Genomic DNA, 19,936 nt, shown 5'->3' with positions numbered 1-19,936 from the left:
TAAAGCATACGCTTTAACTTGCTTTCTCCTAAAACATTGGATGTGGAGGATCTATACCCAGAACCGTTTCTCCATCTACGGTTAACCAGATGTAATAATGGTCAATTTCCGTTTTCAGGATTTTTTCTATCTTTACAATCAACTTTTCCTGCAATTCAAATGACAACCTTGCTGTTTCTTCTCCTAATTCATAATCTTGGAGACCCATTAAATCGGCAATATATCTAGCTTGTTCATAAGACACTTCTACATATTTATCATATTCAGGTAAATATGCAGCCTCCGACGTCTTCGCGTTGAATACAAGTAATAACATCAAACTTAATAGAACAATTGCTGCTTTCTTCATTATTATTCCCCCTTCAAATTTTTACTAATTTTTCTTTTATTTTAATAAATATATCAACGATCTCTGGATTGTACATGGTACCCCGATTTTGTATAAGTTCATCTATTGCTTCAGTTACACTTCTGCCTTTCTGATAAACACGATCAGTAGTCATTGCATCAAATGAGTCTACAACGGAAATAATGGCAGCCTCTATTGCAATTTCATCCCCTTTAAGTCCTATGGGATACCCTGTGCCATCAAATCTTTCATGATGCTGCTCTACCACTTCTCCTGCTTCTATTAAACTCGGCAGCCCTGTTTCTTGTAATATTTCGCGTCCAAACGTCGAATGCTGTTTCATTAACTCCCACTCATCAGAGGTTAATTTACCCGGTTTTTGAAGAATCTCTAGTGGCACCTTTACTTTTCCTATATCATGCAAGAATGCAGCAAGATTAAGTTTCAAAATTTGCCGGGAATTTAAATCAAGCGCGTCAGCCATGAGCATTGACATTTTAGTAATTCGATCGCAATGGTCACTTGTATATCCATCTTTTTCTTCAATTGATATGACCAACTCTCTTAATTCATTTGTCACTTTGCTATAGTAATGAAATACTGGATTAGAGGTTACATATAAAAATTCAGATTGACCTATTGATTGAAAAATATGATGTTCAGTAACAGGGCATCTTTGGAACGAATCACCAGGTCTTAACGTTTTTTCCCCATTAGAATCTTTTAATAGCAGTTCACCGGATAGCATATGAAGATATTCCAGCGATTCACCGCCTTCTAAGGGTTCCAGTCCCCACCTTGCATCTGGCTCCAGCCTGTGATAAATAACCTCTGTCCCATCCCCCGAAGCAATCAGGGAGATTTGTAACCCTTTCATGTGGACTGTTTCAATGAAACTACCTTCATTTATGATGCCCACTTCATTACCCTCTTTCTAATATCTTCTCAAATGATGTATGTATTGGGTTCACCTATTTATCTTTCCTTATTGCAATTCTAGTACATGGTTTTCCATTTTTCCACAAAATTCTGCTATATTTTTGGTTTATAAGATAATATTGTAAAAATTTGAGTCTATATACCTATTAGTTGTATTCGATAAAAAAAGCCAGTGACCTGATTAGCGGTCACTGGCTTTCTTTCATTCTCTTTTGTTTGGAGGAACATCACTTTCGTTATTTTCCATTTTGTGTAATTTCTGATCTTCTGGAAGCTGGGTGTTTCTTTCCATAGCGCTTGTATCTTCTCCCATTCCTTTTAAGAAGGTGATCAGGAGGGTAACTGCCCGATTGACTTCCGGATCTTTCAGTGCCCTGACAAGATCAAAGTAGCTTGTTTTTTCGTCGGTTTCTTTATAATCCGCTACTCTTGCAATACCAGAATTTAATTTTAACAGCAAGGGTTCAAGCTGCTGGACATTTATGGTACCGAGGGTTCCAACCATAAGAAGCAGGTTTTTTATTGTATTTGTTGCTTCTGGTTTGTCTAATGCTTTAACAAGGACATTTAAAACTTTATCTCCCTGCCCAAACAGGCCATTCAATAATGAGAGGACTCCCCGGTCATGCATATGTCCGACCGCTGTCAGAAGCTCAAGTATAGGTTCCTTATTTTCTATGAGGGCATTCTCCACTTCTTCCAGGTCTTTTTTTCGTTTATCCTCGGGTGACAATTCAAAACGCTTGATGTTATTAATCGCTTTAGCCATGCTGCTTCCGCTCCTTTTTCACCAATTCTCCCGGGAAAATATAATCTTTCCTTTCCCATTTCTTTTGGACATTTACACCTATTTGCGGCTGCGGATTACCATAGCGGTGATTAATTCTAGGAAGCGGATTGCTGCCTTCTTCACTTAGAATTTCAAGCTTTACCTTTGTTTCCTTATATGCCGGTGTATCAGTATCCTTGTCGGCATAGCTGCTTGTTAATAAATTTATGGCCGCTTCTCCTCTATCATTCATCGGAAGGTAAACTTCCTTTCCTTTAACCCTGTTGGTTATATGGCATTTAACTTTAACATTGCCATACGGTGAAGTGAGGCGAACTAGCGTGCCGTCCTTCAAGCCTCGCTCTTTGGCCAGCTCAGGTGAAACCTCAAGGAACACTTCCGGTGTTTTAGAGCTGATTCCTTTTGACTTATATGTCATATTCCCTTCATGGAAATGCTCCAGGAGACGTCCATTATTGACATGGATATCATATTCCGCCGGGAATTCCAGAGCAGGAGTCCAATCTACCGGAAAAAGTCTTGCCTTGCCATCCGGGAACGGGAAGCCATCCGTATAGAGGAGGGGAGTGTCGGTTCCGTCCTCAGCGACTGGCCATTGCAGACTATTATAGCCTTCCAATCTATCATAGGTAACGCCTGCGTATAGAGGCATAAGCTTAGCTGCTTCAGCCATTACTTCGCTTGGATGAGTATACGTCCAGCCTGCTCCCAGGCGATTCGCAACTTCAGTAATAATCTGCCAATCCGGCTTTGAATCTCCAAGTGGTTCAAACGCCTGATATAGACGCTGGATTCTTCTTTCTGTGTTCGTGAAGGTTCCTTCCTTTTCCAGGCTTGGACTTGCCGGGAGAACAACATCTGCAAACTCAGCTGTACGGGATAGGAAAATATCCTGGACAACAAAGAAATCAAGCTTCTCAAATGCAGCCTGCACATAATTGATGTTTGAATCCACAAGCCCCATATCTTCGCCCTTCAGATACATCGCTTTCAGCTGTCCCTCATGAACTCCTTCTACCATCTCGTGATTATTCATTCCGGCTTTTTCAGGAAGGTTTACACCCCAGGCATTTGCGAACTTCTTCCTCACATCAGGATCTGATACCTTTTGGTAACCAGGCAAATTATCAGGACTGCTTCCGAAGTCTCCTGCCCCCTGCACATTGTTATGGCCTCTCAAAGGATATGCACCTGCACCAGGCTTGGCGTAATTGCCGGTTACAAGCAAGAGATTTGAAATGGCTGTACTTGTATCACTGCCTCCCAGATGCTGTGTGACACCCATAGCCCATAATGCAGAAACACTATCGGCTTCATGAATCATTTCTGCCATTTTGATAAGATTATCTCTGGATATACCGGTTGTTTCTTCAGCAAATTCAAGTGTATATTTCTCCAGATTTGCTGTAAATTCTTCCAGACCGTTTACTTTTTCCTGCAGAAACATCTCATCTGCCCATCCCTGATCGATGATGTATTTCGTAATGGCAGAAAGCCATACCATATCAGTACCGGCTCTAGGGCGCACAAACAGATCAGAACGCTCTGCCATTTCGTGTTCCCTCAAGTCAGCCACGATAACTTTCTGGCCGTTAAGCTTCTGGGATCGTTTTACCCTGGTGGAAAGAACCGGGTGGGATTCCGATGTATTGGAGCCGATTATCAGCACTAATGCGGAGTTTTTAATATCTTCTATAGAACCTGCATCACCGCCATATCCAACTGTCCGGAATAAGCCTACCGTTGCAGGAGTCTGGCAATATCTTGAACAATTATCAATATTGTTCGTTCCTATAACCGCCCTGCCAAGCTTCTGCATGAGATACGATTCTTCATTGGTGCATTTTGAGGAGGTAATAAAGCTTAGCGCATCCGGGCCATGCTGTTCTTTGATTTCTGTAAATTTCCGGGCAATCAGGTCCAGAGCTTCGTCCCATTCTGCTTCACGGAATGAATCGCCTTCCCTGATTAGCGGTTTGGTTAAACGTTCCTCACTATTTACAAAGTCCCAGCCAAATTTCCCTTTTACACAGGTAGAAATGCCATTGGCGGGCGCTTCTGCCTGAGGCTCAACCTTCAATATTTCGCGGCCTTTTGTCCATACGTCAAAGCTGCAGCCGACCCCGCAATATGTGCAGACGGTTTTGGTCTTTTTTATTTTCTCTTCCCGCATAGCAGCTTCCATATCGGAAATCGCCAGGATGGAGCCATACCCTGTTTCAACATTTTTAGTGATTTCAATCATTGGACGAAGGGTGTTTTTGGCTATGCCAGTCAGAAACCCTGCTTCGCCTTCCATCCCCTTTTCCATCATGGCATTACACGGACAAACAGTGGAGCAGTGTCCACAGGAAACGCAGGAGGACTCGTTAATGGGCACATCATTATCCCAAATAACTCTTGGTCTCTGTCTCTCCCAATCAATTGTTAAGGTTTCAGTAACCTGGACATCCTGACAGGCTTCCACACATCTGCCGCAAAGAATGCATTGATCCGGGTCATATCTGTAAAATGGATGAGATTCATCCTTTTCATATGGCTTATGATCAAAAGGGATGCTTTGATGATTGATTTTCATCGCCTTAACCGTATTATGTACTTCACATCCCCCATTGTTATAATCACAAACCGTACAATACAGCTCATGATTAAAGAGAATTTTATCCATGGCAATGGTCTGCGCCTGTTTTACATCAGGTTCCACCGTATCGATTACGTCTCCATCTTTAATTTTCGTGGAGCATGACCGCACAAGTTCTCCATTCACGGAAACAATGCAGGCATCACAGGTTTCTATTGCTCCCAGGCTGGGATGGAAGCAGACCTGAGGAATTTCGATCGAGCTGTCATTTAATAACTGCAAAACGGTTTGATCCTGTTCTGCCTTCATTTCTATACCATTTATCTTTATATTGAGTGATGGCGGCAAATCTATCATCCTTTCAATGAATCAGTTTCTTTGGTTTTCAGTACCCTTGCAGGAAAAAGTTAAACGTTTAGTTAATGATATTGGATGCTATGCCCTTGCATTCTTAAAAATAGACAAAAGAAAAAACAGCTGAATTTTCAGCTGTTTTTATCGGATTCATTTTTACATAATGATACCAAATGAGTTCTAATAATCCCTTTCATTTTACTTTCAGTAAAAAGATCAGGCTTCATCACAGCATGGAGAGCGAGGCCATCAATCAAGGCATAAAGTCGTTCCACCTCTTCTGCAGCTTTCAAATCAGACCTGGATATACCCATTAACTTCAGCCCCTCAATGACTTTTCGGATGCCTTCCTTCATTTCATCGTATACACGGCTGCTGAGTTCTGCAAGATTCGGGTCAACAAGAGCTTTAATATTAAATGCTATCCAGACTTCCATTTCCAATCTCCGTTCTTCATCTAAAGGAAGCAGCTCGCCAAGCACCAGTATCATATTTTCAAAATGATCTTCTGTAAATGGTGCATTCTGGATTCTTATTTTCACCCTTTCTGAAACTAAGTTCATAGAATAAGCCAATAACTCACTTTGATTTGAAAAGTAGTGACGCAGTGAACCTGGTGATAAACCTGCTTCCTCTGCTATCTTCCGTACGGAAGCTCCTTCAATGCCCTCCTTTTTAATCACCCGCCATGCTGCTTTTGCTAAAATATGTTTTTGTTTTTCATGATCAACTTTTTTAGGCATAAATATAGTATAGCACCAATTGCTTTTTTAATACACTTGTGTTATATTACTTTTTATAACACAAGTGTATTAAAAAAAGGATGTGGATTATATGATCGGCTGGCTGATAATCGCCTGTGAGATTGGGTTTTGGGTTTTCGTTGCTGCAGGTTTAACGGCAAGATATATTTTGAGAAAAAAAACATTAGGCAGTCTGCTTTTGCTTTGCACACCTTTGATTGATTTGATTCTAATCGCAGCAACTGCAATTGATTTGCACAGAGGGGCCGAAGCCAGCATTTTCCATGGCATCGCGGCAATTTATATCGGTATCACTGTCGCATACTGTAAACAGATGGTTCAATGGGCTGATGAAAGATTTGCCTATAAGTTTGGAAATGGCTCTAAACCGGTAAAGCCTTCAAAGTACGGCAGTGAACATGCCAGGAGAGAAAGAAATGGGTGGTACAGACATCTCCTCGCATGGATCATTGGTCTGGTATTATTATTTGCCATGATCCTCTTCATAGGAAATCCAGAGCAAACAGAAAACCTGCGGGGATTAATAAAAATGTGGACATTGGTTCTTGCAATCGATTTTGCCATCAGCTTCAGCTATACAGTTTGGCCGCGAAAAGGGAAAGCTGAAAATAACTCTGTCATTTAGAATTGAATTGATAACTTATGTTTAAACTTAGGTTCACATCTAACAAAACCTTTATTTAACAAAATAAAAAAACAGGAGCCTCCTTTAGAGAACTCCTGTTTTTGGCATTAATGGCTTCCGTTCTTCTGCAGAACTTTAAGGCCGGAACCCATATCAGATGCAAGTACATAATTGCGATCTACGAATACACCCCAAATATTAGATTTGCTTGGAATATAAACACCAATTTCCTCGGGATTAGATGGATCAGTAATGTCTACTGTCCTTACTCCGCCAGCATAATGGGAGAGGTACAATGTGTTCCCCTGCACTTTAGGATCGTGGACCGTCGCACCACCAGGAATCTTCTCAGTGAAATCCGTTCTAAACGTACTTAGCAGCTTTGGATTTGTTTTATCTTTAATATCATAAATCATGGTGTACCCATAGGCACTTTCAAAGCCCTCTCTAGTAGGTCCGAATACCTCCCTTGTTTCAATAAGGACATTCCCGCCTTTTGCTAAATCCATTGAATGGGCAGCTCCCTGAACATCATTGGCAAAATCAGTTCTGCCAAGGTATACCGGATTTTTGGCATCACTGATATCAAGCATGATTGTTCCTAAATCCCAGTAGGAGAGGAAAGCTGTTTTCCCGGTTCCATCTGTTTTGACGCTATGTGCAAATGCTGCCCTTTTAACTCCTTCTTCATCAGTCCAATTATACCCGTCATAATTCTCATCACTTACTTCAGGAATATAATTGCGCGGATTAAATTCATAGATGGTTTCAGGTTCCGATGGTTTTGAAACGTCAACAATATTAACATCCATTTTCTCACCATGAGAGTAAAGATCTGCATAGCAGTTTGCTGTCAGCACATAAACGTTATTCCCCTGTACTGTCAGGTAAAGTTCATGTGTTCCTCTCGCACCGGAAGTATCCTCCCAGAACCCCAGCTCTTTCGGTTCCCTTGGATTTGTTACATCATATAATACAAATCCTCCCTTTGCATCAAGGTTGGTGCGGTCGACCTTTTGAACGCTGACTGCGGCTAAGTCCCCTTTGAAATGCTTTGTATTCACCGTTTTCACAATCACTTTTTCCTGCCAAGTCCCTGGAAGGTGAGCAAATGACGACACTTCCACAGGATTTGAAGGATCTTTCATATCAAATACGCGGACACCGCCTTCTCCGCCATTTTTTGTATGTGTGCCTACATAAGCAAAGCCTTTATGCGCATAAACATCACCCGATGAATTTTGTACCCCTCTTTAACTTCTTTCAGGGGAACAGCAGCCACTTCTTGAAGATTACCTGTATTCTTGCTTCCTTCAAGCAATGGAACCGCTAATTCGATTCCGGCCAGACTATCGCCTTTTTCAATACCTCCGCTGAACTCATCATGTGCAAATGCAGTTGTCCCTCCGGCAGAGAGTACAAGCGCCCCTGCTAATGCTGTTTTAATCAGGATTTTCTTTGTCAAATTTATTCCTCCTTATTTGTGTTGCCTATGTAATCGGAAAACTTTAGAATTTAAGCGTCCCGAAATACTGCAGTTTCTATATTAAAGAAAATTCAGAATTTTTAATATCTGCAATTTTTCCTATTATTTCTACATAATAAGACAAATTCTGTTCCCTTCTATATCACTAGTTTACAAGGAGTAATATATTTCTTTTGTCCCAAAAAAAAACACCTCCCAATGGAAGATGCCTGCAGCAATTTATCTCCTGCTTTTCAGCTTTCTTTTTACTGCCGGAACAACATACTTCTTTACTATAGTTGCACCTTGTTTTACTATAAAAGCTTTAATTATTCTTTTTACAACCATGAACGGATCCCTCATTTCGGTTTGAACATCATTATAATATTCTTTACCTTTTCAGTGTGCCCGCTAAACTTCAAATTAAAAAGCCCTTCAAAAAAGGGCTTCTTGCCGAATTATAAACGCATATTCTTAAAAGGATTCTTCCATTCCATCAAGGCACCATAATTAAGTGATTCTTCATCTTCTAAATAATTTTCTGCAACACAAAGGGGTGTCCTTCCGCATCTCAGCAAAAATGTAATGACCGGATCCTTCTTTTTCCGTCGATCAGTTGCTGGAGATAGCCCTCGGCTGACATTTCATGGGCGTATTTATGGTAGCCGGGCATCCGTCCTCCACCTAGCAATCGATCAAGTCCCAGGTTTATGACAGTCTGATACATAGACTGCATCAAAAGTTTGCCAAGACCTAGTTTACGATAACGAGGCCGGACACTGATATCGACAATATATAATGTATTGCCTTGAGGTTTATGATTGCGTATATAACCGCCGTCGGTTATTTCTTCCCATGTATGCTTTGGATGTGAAGGATCAAAATCAACAATCAGCCCGGTTAAGGACCCTGCCAATACTCCATCAGCCTCAATACAGAGTGCACCCTCCGGAAAGAGTTCTACATGATTTGCCAGCTGCTCCCGATTCCACCATAAATCTGAAGGAAAAGGCGGCGGAAAGCATTCCGCCTGAATATCTATTAACTGATCAAAATCCTCTTTCGTATAATTTCTGATTACAGCCGGCACCGGCTTATCCCCGTCAAACACAAAAAATTCGCTTCGATATGCCATATGCTATCCTTCGATATTTTCTTTTTCCCAGTCTACATACAGATCTGTTCTTCGGTCCCGCCAGGTCGTAACCGAACCGCGCTCACGGACTTCATATAAAAGGCTAAGGTCAAGATCGGCAGTCACAATCATATCGTCATTCAGCTCGCCTTCCACCATAATCCCCTTAGGCGGAAATGGAATATCATTCGGTGTAATGACGGCTGCCTGCCCGAAATTGGCACGCATAAAATCGACAGTAGGCAGGGAGCCAATTGTCCCTGTAACCACAACATACACCTGATTCTCAATCGCTCTGGCATGGCTTGTATAGCGGACACGGTGGAACCCATGACGGTCGTCTGTACAGGAAGGGCAGAAAATAACATCTGCTCCCTGGGCTTTAGCCATACGGACGATTTCCGGAAACTCAATGTCATAGCACGTCAGAATGGCTATTCTGCCTTTATCTGTATCGAATACACGAAGGCCTTCACCAGGTGACATATTCCACTCATGGACTTCAGTAGGCGTGATATGCAGTTTTGCCTGTTCTTCAATCCGCCCATCCGGATAAAATAAATGTGCCACATTATATAGGCGTCCATCTCTGTTAATTACGTGTGTACCGCCGATTATATGCATGTTGGTTTGTTTAGCAAAATTGGAAAATAGGTTTTTATATTGTTCAGTAAAACCAGGCAGTTCGTTAATGGTCAGGCTTGTTCCCTGCTCGCTTCCAATGGATAAAAGCTGTGTCGTGAAAAATTCAGGAAATAAAACAAACTCAGACCCAAACTCCTGGGCAGTTTTAATATAATGCTCACATTGGTTTGCAAACTCTTCAAATGAACGAATGGTATGCAGATGATACTGCACAGCGGATACACGAATTTTCAATGTACTCCCCCTCATCAGAAAAATGTATAGATGAGTATCACTCTATCTTTAAAAGATTATCAATGATTTTCCTGCCTTGCACAATACTTTTTTATCGGATTTCGAAATTTTTTATTTCACAGTATTTTATTAAACTAATAAAGTAAGATGTTAAACAAAGGCTGTTTTCGCAAAGTTTGTTGCTATTTATATTATATTTACTGAGTTGATTGTAGTGGAAGGTGCGAGACTCCTACGGGAGTAGCGGGACAGGTGAGACCCCACAGACGCGCAGCGTCGAGGAGGCTCACCGCCCGCCCCGTGGAAAGCGAGCAACCTGGAGCGGAAATCAACGGACAACATTGATAAGCGAAAAACAACAATTTATACGAAAAGAGCCTAAACAAAAAAGCATCACTTGGTTAAAGCAATGCTTTAATGCTCTTATTTTATTAGCTTGCTTAATCCTGTAATGAGCCCGACACCTTTTTGAAAATCTTGATTTGCCGCTTTAATAAGTCTCATATAAATGCCAATCAGGGATTCGTTTTGTTTTTTTAATTCACTGACCTCTTTTTTGAGAGTTATCAGCTCAGCTCTTAAAGATGCCATTTGTTTATTTACGTATTCGATTTCTCCATTTTCGCTGATTTCATCACCAGCAGCTTCTTCCTCATCCACTTTTAAACCTTCTGACAGATTCAGTAAAGAATCATCATTAATAATTTTACCGGCCAAACTCAATAATGAATTAAAATCTATAGTCTGTCCGTCTTTCAGAAGTCCAGCTGCCAGCTTTTCCAGATGATCCGAATCCTCAAATGCATCTTTCCCTTTAGCAGGTTCGTCCATAATTAGCCCGCCTTTCATAGTTTCTATCCTATATTATGCAGAAGCTCAATAAATGGAATGGACAAACATACAAAAAAATGCAGAACGATGGAAAACACATTGAAAAACCCTGGACAATTACCAGGGTTTCAAAGGACTCAACTTTTTAACTATTTTGAGGAGCCTGACAACCTAAAAGACTACAGATTTTATCCCTAAGTCTGTCAGCTAAACACGGTGAAATAAGTCTTGCCAAAACCCATAAAATTACTAATCCCAGCACAATTAACGGTGTTAAGGATCCTGTTAACATACGATATCCCCCCTTTTATTCAATTAATAATGGTACCCTTACGTTTTCATCGTATGTTCCAAACTTGGACATGCATAAACACATATCCCGGTATTGGAAAAATTGGCACTTGTCCAATCACTGCCGCACAAAAAAAATCTGGCCCTTCAACAGAGCCAGATTGTCAATTTTATAGATTCTTCTTCATTTCATTTGAAAGAAATTCTACATCCGTTCCCACAATGACCTGCAGACTGGTTTTGCTTAGTTTGATGACTCCTTTTGCTCCCAGCTTTTTTAATTGCCCTTCATCAACAAGAGACATATCTTTTACCCTTAAACGAAGGCGGGTTACACAATTATCGATTTCTTCAAGGTTTTCTTTGCCGCCCAAAGCCTCCAGATAAGCAACTGCTGCTTCAGCATATTTGCCCTTTAAAGCAGCATTCCCTTCAAATTCACCTTCCATTTCATCCTCTCTTCCCGGCGTTTTCAAATCCAGTTTCTTGATAAGGAAGTAGAATATCGCAAAATACAGAAGGGCATACAAGAGACCTATCCCGGCCAGCAGAACCGGCTTCTGAGCTATTCCAAAGTTTAGTATATAATCAAGGGCGCCTGCCGAGAACCCGAAACCATGATGAATATCCAGGACATAGGTAATGGACATAGCCAGACCTGTCAAAGCAGCATGAATTAAATATAGAACCGGCGATAAGAACATAAACAGGAATTCAATCGGCTCTGTAATACCGGTCAGGAAGGAAGTAAATGCGAGTCCGGCCATCGCCCCTGCCACTGCTTTCCTTCTTTCCTTCTTTGCAGCGGCAACCATGGCCAGCGCTGCACCAGGAAGCCCAAACATCATAATAGGAAAGAATCCTGTCATAAAGATACCAGCAGATGGATCCTTGGCAAGGAAGCGCCATAAATCTCCTTTGATGACATCCCCTGCTGCATTGGTAAACTCGCCGAACTCAAACCAGACAAGCGTGTTCAGTATGTGATGAAGACCAACCGGAATTAAAAGACGGTTCAGGAATCCGAAGACCCCAACACCCGCTGCACCTGCACCGATTATCCAATCGCCGACACTGTTAATGCCTGCCTGTACCGGCGGCCACACATACCCGAACAAAAATGCAATGACGATCAAAACGAGTGAAGTGATGATCGGCACAAACCGTTTTCCCCAAAGAAACCAAGCCATTCCGGCAGCTTAATATCATGATATTTATTGTATAATAGCCCTGCAATAATACCGGAAATGATTCCGCCAAAAACCCCCATATTGACCGTTTCGTTTATGGCAGCGGCACCTTCAGTCAGTACAAAATAACCCACCGCTCCAGCAAGGGCAGCTGCCCCGCTGCCATCCTTTGAAAAACCGATGGCAATTCCAATGGCAAACAAGAGAGCCAAATGTCCGAAAACAGCATTACCGGCTGCAGATATAAATGGAATTCCTAAAAGGTCATCCTGTCCCAGCCTCAGCAAAAGTGCAGCAGCAGGCATAACTGCAATCGGCAGCATTAAAGACTTGCCAATCTTCTGTAAAAACCCCAGCATTTTCACACACCTCTTTCTCCATGGATTATTACATAATATGAACAGGCTTTATAATTCAGTACCAGGGACCATCAGTGCTACGTTGACCCGCAAAAAAGAACCTGGAGCATAATGCCGCCAGATTCTTTCCTGCAAATTTAATAGAGTAAATATTCTTCGCGTGTCTTTTTAAATTGTTTTAATTCCTTTTCCCATTTGGAGGAGATTTCTTCAACAGTTTTTCCTTCCTCAATGGCTTCACGTACCCAGCCATTACCCATCAGGTTGTCAAAGAATGAAATTCCAGCACTGTTCTCTGCACGGAATTCAAAGTCTTCCGGATACATGTCATGGATCGCCTTTACAATGTGAAGTCCGGTCTCGACAGGCTTGAATGCATCGCGATTTGTAACATAAATCTGAATCCCGTGGGAAAGCTGTCCTGCATGCTTGGAGAAGCTTGGTGTAAATGAAGCAGCTCTAAAAGTTACCCGGGAAGATCTAGACCGTTCAAATGTCCAGCCAAATCATCGGCGTTGATAAATGGAGCACCAATCAGTTCAAACGGCTTTGTTGTGCCGCGCCCCTCAGAAACATTCGTTCCTTCAATCAAAGCGGCACCCGGATATACTAACGCTGTTTCGAGTGTTGGCATATTAGGAGACGGCATGACAAACGGAAGTCTGGTGTCATCGTAATACATATTGCGCTTCCATCCATTCATCTTGACAACAGTTAAATCTGCACCTATTTCAAACTCTTCATTAAACAATTCGGCCAGTTCACCTACACTCATCCCATGGCGAAGCGGAATCGGGTAATTCCCCACAAAGGAGGAATACTCCATATCAAGCACCGGTCCTTCAACCTTTGTGCCACCTTGAGGATTAGGCCTGTCCAGCACGATGAAAGGGATATTGTTTTCTTTTGCTGCTTCCATCGCGTAAGCCATTGTGTAAATATACGTGTAAAAACGTGTTCCGACATCCTGGATATCAAACAGAATCACGTCAATATTTTCAAGCATTTCAGGGGTAGGCTTTTTGGTTTTTCCATATAAGCTGTAAACAGGAAGCCCTGTCTTTTCATCGATATAATACTCAACATATTCTCCCGCTTGCGCACTCCCGCGGACTCCATGCTCAGGACCATATAACGCTGTTAACTCCACGTCCGGATCATTATGCAGAATATCAACAATGCTGTTTAAATTCGAGTCGACCCCAGTCGGGTTTGTAATTAAGCCAACTTTTTTACCTTCTATGAGGTCCTTCTTTTCATCTAAAAGGACTTCAACACCAAGCTCGAATTTCTTTTTCTTGCCTTTTCCTTTGCCATTGCCGTTATCTGCTAGCACAACAGTTAAAGAAGAGAGTACGAGAATCATTGTCAAAAAACCCATAAACCATTTCTTCATTATTTTCCCCTCCCAGGTTAAGGATAGGTACATGCAAGAACTAAACCTGCATGTACCCATTCTATTTTTTATGCCTAATCCTAATAGCTCAATCCATGCCCAAATTCATATAGTACATTACCATCTGTACCCGGAATTGTTACAGGCAATTTGCCTGAAGGATTAATCTGGCCAAAGATAACACCTGCTGCTGCATTAAAGCTTGCCGTCCTGAAGCCGTATTGTGCAATGTATGCATCAACTTCCGGGTAGGCCATGATGTCATATGGGTTGCGGATGCCAACTGCAATGACCGGAGCTTCTGATTCAGAAATGATGGAATTAACCATTTTCATCTGGGCGCTGTCTGGTGATCGACCTGATACATTAAACGTATAGGAGCCCACAATAACCGCACTGGCATTCCTGATTTGTTCCTTCTGCTCTTCCGTTAATACATAGCTTGAGGTTTGGATGACCGTTGTGTTTGCATGAAACTTACTCATTGCGTTCTTTAAGTCTGTAATATACGTATTACCGACAACGACAATCTTATCCTCAGGAGATACTTGTAATGGCAGTGCATCTCCTTCATTTTTCACCAATGTGATAGAACGTTCTGCTGCTTCTTTTTCTATTTGTTTATGTTCTTCTGATCCAACTACGTCAAGAGCGTTTGCAATTTTTTCATCAATCGGCTGCTGTGTCTCTTCTTTCACAATTCCCCGCTTTATTTTCAGTGTTAAAATCCGCTCAACTGATGATTCAATGCGTTTTTCCGAGATTTCTCCATTCTCCACAGCATTCAATAGCCCTTCTGCAACTTCTTGAAGGCCAACAGGCATTAACACAATATCAGTTCCAGCTTTGACAGCACGAACGGCTGCGTCAACCGGTCCAAAATGTTCAGCGATGGCATTCATATTCATTGCATCTGTTGTAATGACCCCTTCATATCCCATTTCTTCACGCATAAGTTCTGTCAGCACTTTATAGGAAAGAGTGGCCGGGACGGCGATTTCTTCACCTGTTTTTTTCGAAATTGCTTTCGTGTCATCAATCTTAGGGAAGGTAACATGCGCAGTCATGATGGCATCCACTCCTGCTTCCATTCCCTTTTGGAAAGGATACAATTCAACTTCCTTTAGACGTTCTTTATCATGAGGCACTTCAGGCAATCCAAGATGTGAGTCTACTGCTGTATCTCCATGTCCGGGAAAATGCTTTGCAGTAGCAGCAACACCTGCTGATTGCAATCCTTCGGTATAAGCAACACCCAAGTCAGCGACAAGCTGCGGGTCCTCCCCGAAGGAACGAACGCCAATTACAGGATTGTCGGGATTATTATTTACATCCATGACAGGGGCAAAGTTCATATTAATGCCGAGTGATGAAAGCTCCTCCCCAATCGCCTTGCCGACCTTGCGGGAAATTTCCTCAGAACGGGCAGCCCCTAACGCCATATTGCCGGGCATGTCAGTTCCTGATTGAAGACGTGTAACAATTCCGCCTTCCTGATCAATCGTCATCAACAAGCCGAATTTATCGGCAGCTTTCTGATAGTCTGAAACCAATGTGGCAGTCTGTTCGGTTGTTACCACATTTTCACGGAATAAAATTACCCCTCCAAGATGATAATCTTTTACCAGCTTCTCTATTTCCGGCAGCATTTTAGTGACATTTTGTCCCTTCCAGGCGCGGAAATCCGGCATCAGCATCTGGCCTACCTTCTCTTCAATGGACATATTTTTCACTGCCCGGCTGATGAGATCATACCGTTTCCCATTCTCTTTTTTAATTTTCACTTTAAAAGCAGGCTTGCCTTTGCTGCCCTTATTATGGTCAGGTTTTATTTGGAGTGCGATACGGTCCTTATATACTCCGTCTGTTACACTGATGAAGGTTTTTCCGGGCTCCCCTCTTAAAGTGATATTCCCTGACTGATCAACTGCTGCAACAGTTTTATTGGTTGAGTTCCATTTCAGCCCTTCAGAAACTCCCATGAAATGACCTTCTTTATAGACATGAAGCGCTTTTAATTGGAATGCATCTCCACTGATTTCCGTGCTGACCTGGGGTACATTCTCAAGGAGTATTAAATCCTTAGCTGTACTTTCTGCCGCTGCGTTTTTCAAGGTTCCTCCCATCCATAATTGCGAAACGGCAAGTGTAATTGTGAGAAGGAAAATAAACATTACTTTGCTGACTTTACCCATTTCTTCCACCGTCCTTACTGCGTTTTCATATGAGCTTACTTTTTACTAAAAAATCGAATACTAGTAATTTCTTTTTTCCCAACCGTTTCCTGAGAGGGCAGGCGTCACTTTTTGTCCATCTGAAAGCTGGAGTTTTACATTATCAACATACCAGCCTCTGCCGTTTACTGTACTGTCTGTCACGTATCGGAATCGGATGTGGGATGTTCCTGCCGCAATCGTCAGCTTTTCCTTTTTCCAGTCGATGCTGCTGCCTGTATATGGCTGTGCTGCCTGTGTCCAATTGACGCCATCTTCCGAGAACTCAACCACGCCCATGTCTGCATTTGTTTCAGTTCTGTACCAGGTATCAAACGACAGGACCGCCTCTTCTTTGAGATTCACTTTAGCGGTTAACTCATGCTGAATTTTATCTCCATACCCTGAGAACCACGCCGGCCCTTTTCCCGGAATGGCTACAGGAATGGCATCCGCCACTTGTCTTGCAAATGCACGCCTTGCAATATTCGTTGTAACCGTATTTCTTGATGGATGCACACGGTTCGTTAAAAGAATCGCAATGGTGCCATTATTTCGGTTTATGACGATGGATGTTCCAGTGTACCCTGTATGCCCAAGGGAAGTTCCCTCTGATAAAGCATCCATGAACCATCCCTGGCCGAGCTCCCAGCCCAGGCCGTGATCATCGCCTGGGAATTCAGGAATTTGATTTTGAATAAGCATTTTCACCGTCTTTTCTTTCAATATCCGTTTGCCGCCATATCGCCCGTCATTCACATACATATGGGCAAGCCTGGCAAGATCTGTGGCAGTGGAAAAGACACCTGCATGACCGGCGACTCCATCAAGGGACCAGGCATTCTCATCGTGAACCTCTCCCCAGACAAGCTCCCTGCCAATCGCAGGCTGATATTCCGTGGCTGCAATCCGGTGCTTCAAAGATTCAGGCGGATTATACATCGTGTCCTTCATACCGAGCGGTTTAGTTATGCGTTTTTCCACAAACTCATCCAGGCTTTGCCCTGAGAGGCGTTCGATTAGTGCACCGAGCGTTATCATATTCAAGTCGCTGTATGTATACGCTTCGCCCGGCTCATTGGCCAATGGATGCTTAAAAACGATTTGCATGCGTTCCTCTCTGCTGCTTCCTTGTGAATATAATGGAATCCATGCAGTAAAGCCTGAAGTATGTGTCATCAGCTGGCGTATCGTTACATTTTCCTTTCCGTTTTCGGCGAACTCGGGAATATATTCAGCAACAGGATCATCCAGCTCAAATCGGCCTTCATCATACAATATCATCGCTGCAGTTGTGGTAAAGATTTTACTGATTGAAGCCAGATCAAAGATGGTATCTTCGGTCATTTCGATCGGGTTCTGGGCTTCAGTAAATTTATCATCCGTGTAGCGGTAGGAATATCCGTATGCATCATGCTTAACGATATGGCCTCGCCTTGCCACAAAAGTGACAGCACCCGGCATGACGCCTTCTGAAATCATCTCCTCCATTAAGGGATCGATTTCATCGAGCGGCTGCTGAACCATGCCGGCTCCCGCTGCTGAACCAGGATGAAGGATAGGAGAGATCGGCCCGGGACGATCCCACGAAAAAACAGGATGAATCTTGTGTTTCACATCTTTATTGTTTTTCATTTCCATCGTTGGCTTAACTCCTTCAGCGCTTTGCGCAGACGCAGGATATGCTGCCGGAATAAAGAGTGATGTGCCAAGTGCGGCAGATAGCGCAACAAGCATGGTTTTATTTTTCATAGTGCCTCCTTTATTTTTATGAATCTTCATCAGCCTTTAACCTCCTCTAATTAATGAAAGGGTTTACATAATGTAAGATTAATAGAGATAGAGTATAGTTGTCTATACCACATAAGTCCTGTTCTAGTTAAAAACTTCCATATAAAACAACAAAATGATAGTTCTTTTTGACTGTTCTGAAAATTATTTTGACTTATTTGAAGAAATACAAAGAAAGCAGAATCCATATTGGATCCTGCTTATTATCTTTGAAACTGTACATTATGAAGACCTGCAAAGATTCCGTTCTTTTCGATCAATTCATCATGTGTACCTTCTTCAGCAATGCCGTCTTCTGTGACAACGACTACCCTGTCCGCATTGCGGATGGTTGCAAGCCTATGGGCAATGACCAGTGTGGTGCGGTTTACGGCAAGCTCGTTCAATGCCATTTGAATAATCTGTTCGGTTTCTGTATCTAATGCCGAGGTTGCTTCATCCAGGATTAAAATCGGCGGGTTTTTCAGGAACATTCTCGCAATGGCGATCCGTTGTTTTTGTCCGCCTGACAGCTTTAATCCCCGTTCCCCAATTTGTGTTTCCCAGCCATCCGGAAGAGATGCAATGAAGTCCTGCAGGTGCGCTTTTTTAGCTGCGTCTGCAACCTGATCATCTGATGCTCCAAGCATCCCGTAGGCTATATTCTCCTTCAGGGTACCGGTAAACAGGAAGACATCCTGCTGGACAATGCCAATTTGTGATCTCAGAGATTTCTTCGTCATGTCCCTGATATCCATGCCATCAATCTTAATACTTCCGCTATTCACCTCATAAAAGCGTGGAATCAAAGAACAAATCGTTGTCTTTCCGGCTCCTGAAGGTCCGACAAAAGCTACTGTTTCACCTGCTTTTATTTGAAGGTCAATTCCCTCAAGCACCGATTTATGCTCGTCATAGCGGAACGATACATCCTGAAAACGAATATCACCCCTTAAAGACGCAACCTCAATGGCATCTTTTGGATCCTCAATTTCCGGTTCAGTATCAATGATTTCTAAAAACCGTTTGAAACCAGCCATTCCCTTTGGATATAGTTCCATCAGAGCGCTGATTTTATCAATCGGCTTTAATAGCACATTCACATAGAGCACAAATCCGACCAATTCACCGTATGAAAGCTGCCCGCTGAAGCTCAGCCAGGAACCGTATACAAGAACAAGCAGCGTAACTAATCGGGTCAGCATGTAGACTCCGGAAGCACTGAAGCTCATAATCTTATAAGCTGCAAGCTTGGCAAGACGGAATCTGCCATTGTTTTCTTTAAATCTTTTAATCTCATAGCTTTCATTTGTAAAAGACTGAACCACACGCACACCCGATACACTATCCTCTACCTGGGCGTTAACATCGGCAATTTCACCGTACATTCTTTTCCATGCTTTGTTCATTTTAATATTGCAGAACGTAATCAGCCATACAAGAAACGGAAGAACAAATATGGTTACAAGAGCAAGCTTCACATTGATGGTCAGCATAATCCAGAATGCACCCACAAACGTCATGACCGCTATAAATAAATCCTCCGGGCCATGATGGGCAAGCTCTCCGATATCCATAAGATCGTTTGTCACCCGGCTCATAATATGCCCTGTTTTAGTATTATCGAAGAAGCGGAAAGACTGCCTTTGCACATGCTGAAAAAGCTGCTGCCGCATATCTGTTTCGATGTTGATGCCAAGCTTGTGGCCCCAATAGTTAACCACAAACTGAAGAAGTGTGCTTGCTACATAAAGAGCAAGCAGGCCGGCACTGACAGAAACAATCATGGACCAATTCCCGCTTGGAAGCAGGCTGTCGATAAACCACTGAACCGCAAGCGGAAAGCCCAACTCAAGAATCGCCACGAATACTGCCGAACTAAAATCAATCATGAACAGGCGCTTATGCGGCTTATAGTAGCTAAAAAACCGTCGGATCATTTTATTCTCCTTTTTCTGAAAAAATCAAATATATTTGATTATAAATTCACCAGGAATAGATTACA

Annotated in this window: 11 protein-coding genes and 4 pseudogenes; 1 reads left to right on the top strand and 14 read right to left on the bottom strand. The window is 42.4% G+C overall.

Features of this window, described 5'->3' with window-relative positions:
• Positions 1-28: 28 nt before the first annotated feature.
• The 5 genes from LLY41_RS09280 to LLY41_RS09260 all read right to left on the bottom strand — a co-directional run bounded on the left by LLY41_RS09280 (position 29) and on the right by LLY41_RS09260 (position 5,756).
• Positions 29-349 carry an 8-amino-7-oxononanoate synthase gene (locus tag LLY41_RS09280; protein ID WP_095245353.1) on the bottom strand — a complete coding sequence of 107 codons (321 nt, stop codon included), beginning with the start codon at positions 347-349 and terminating at the stop codon, positions 29-31.
• 13 nt (positions 350-362) lie between these two features.
• Positions 363-1,268, bottom strand: coding sequence for an HD-GYP domain-containing protein (locus tag LLY41_RS09275; protein WP_304587645.1), 906 nt, complete (start codon positions 1,266-1,268; stop codon positions 363-365).
• A gap of 222 nt (positions 1,269-1,490) precedes the next feature.
• Complete coding sequence (locus LLY41_RS09270; protein ID WP_095245351.1) at positions 1,491-2,057, bottom strand: helical membrane plugin domain-containing protein; 567 nt, start codon at positions 2,055-2,057, stop codon at positions 1,491-1,493.
• Positions 2,050-5,016, bottom strand: a complete 2,967-nt coding sequence (gene fdhF, locus LLY41_RS09265) for a formate dehydrogenase subunit alpha (protein ID WP_304587642.1) — start codon at positions 5,014-5,016, stop codon at positions 2,050-2,052. The genes LLY41_RS09270 and fdhF overlap by 8 nt, the downstream gene beginning before the upstream one ends.
• Positions 5,017-5,144: 128 nt before the next feature.
• Complete coding sequence (locus LLY41_RS09260) at positions 5,145-5,756, bottom strand: TetR/AcrR family transcriptional regulator (RefSeq protein WP_095245349.1); 612 nt, start codon at positions 5,754-5,756, stop codon at positions 5,145-5,147.
• Positions 5,757-5,847: 91 nt separating this feature from the next.
• Between LLY41_RS09260 and LLY41_RS09255 the strand changes: the two genes are divergently transcribed.
• Positions 5,848-6,402, top strand: coding sequence for a hypothetical protein (locus LLY41_RS09255; RefSeq protein ID WP_304587640.1), 555 nt, complete (start codon positions 5,848-5,850; stop codon positions 6,400-6,402).
• Between the two features lie 107 nt (positions 6,403-6,509).
• On the opposite strand, the pseudogene LLY41_RS09250 reads toward LLY41_RS09255, so the two are convergent.
• From LLY41_RS09250 to LLY41_RS09210, 9 genes and pseudogenes are all read right to left on the bottom strand, one after another.
• Positions 6,510-7,867 (bottom strand): annotated as a pseudogene (locus LLY41_RS09250) (LVIVD repeat-containing protein).
• 458 nt (positions 7,868-8,325) lie between these two features.
• Positions 8,326-9,002 (bottom strand): annotated as a pseudogene (locus LLY41_RS09245) (GNAT family N-acetyltransferase).
• A gap of 3 nt (positions 9,003-9,005) precedes the next feature.
• Entirely contained in the window at positions 9,006-9,881 is an 876-nt protein-coding gene (locus LLY41_RS09240) for a carbon-nitrogen hydrolase family protein (RefSeq protein WP_304587638.1), read from the bottom strand.
• A gap of 423 nt (positions 9,882-10,304) precedes the next feature.
• Positions 10,305-10,712, bottom strand: coding sequence for a hypothetical protein (locus LLY41_RS09235; protein ID WP_304587636.1), 408 nt, complete (start codon positions 10,710-10,712; stop codon positions 10,305-10,307).
• A 461-nt stretch (positions 10,713-11,173) separates the two neighbouring features.
• Positions 11,174-12,552, bottom strand: a pseudogene (gene nagE / locus LLY41_RS09230) (N-acetylglucosamine-specific PTS transporter subunit IIBC).
• A 137-nt stretch (positions 12,553-12,689) separates the two neighbouring features.
• Positions 12,690-13,918 (bottom strand): annotated as a pseudogene (locus tag LLY41_RS09225) (exo-beta-N-acetylmuramidase NamZ family protein).
• Between the two features lie 110 nt (positions 13,919-14,028).
• Positions 14,029-16,143: a glycoside hydrolase family 3 protein gene (locus LLY41_RS09220; protein WP_304587635.1), complete on the bottom strand. Its 2,115-nt coding sequence runs from the start codon at positions 16,141-16,143 to the stop codon at positions 14,029-14,031.
• Positions 16,144-16,203: 60 nt separating this feature from the next.
• Positions 16,204-17,943 carry a serine hydrolase domain-containing protein gene (locus LLY41_RS09215; RefSeq protein WP_304587634.1) on the bottom strand — a complete coding sequence of 580 codons (1,740 nt, stop codon included), beginning with the start codon at positions 17,941-17,943 and terminating at the stop codon, positions 16,204-16,206.
• Between the two features lie 212 nt (positions 17,944-18,155).
• Positions 18,156-19,871, bottom strand: coding sequence for an ABC transporter ATP-binding protein (locus LLY41_RS09210; protein ID WP_095245341.1), 1,716 nt, complete (start codon positions 19,869-19,871; stop codon positions 18,156-18,158).
• Positions 19,872-19,936: the final 65 nt, after the last annotated feature.

It is taken from the genome of Cytobacillus firmus, from assembly GCF_023612095.1.
In the GTDB taxonomy this organism is placed as follows: domain Bacteria; phylum Bacillota; class Bacilli; order Bacillales; family Cytobacillaceae; genus Cytobacillus.
Note: the sequence above shows the minus strand (reverse complement) of the source record. Positions and strands in the feature narration are given on the sequence as shown.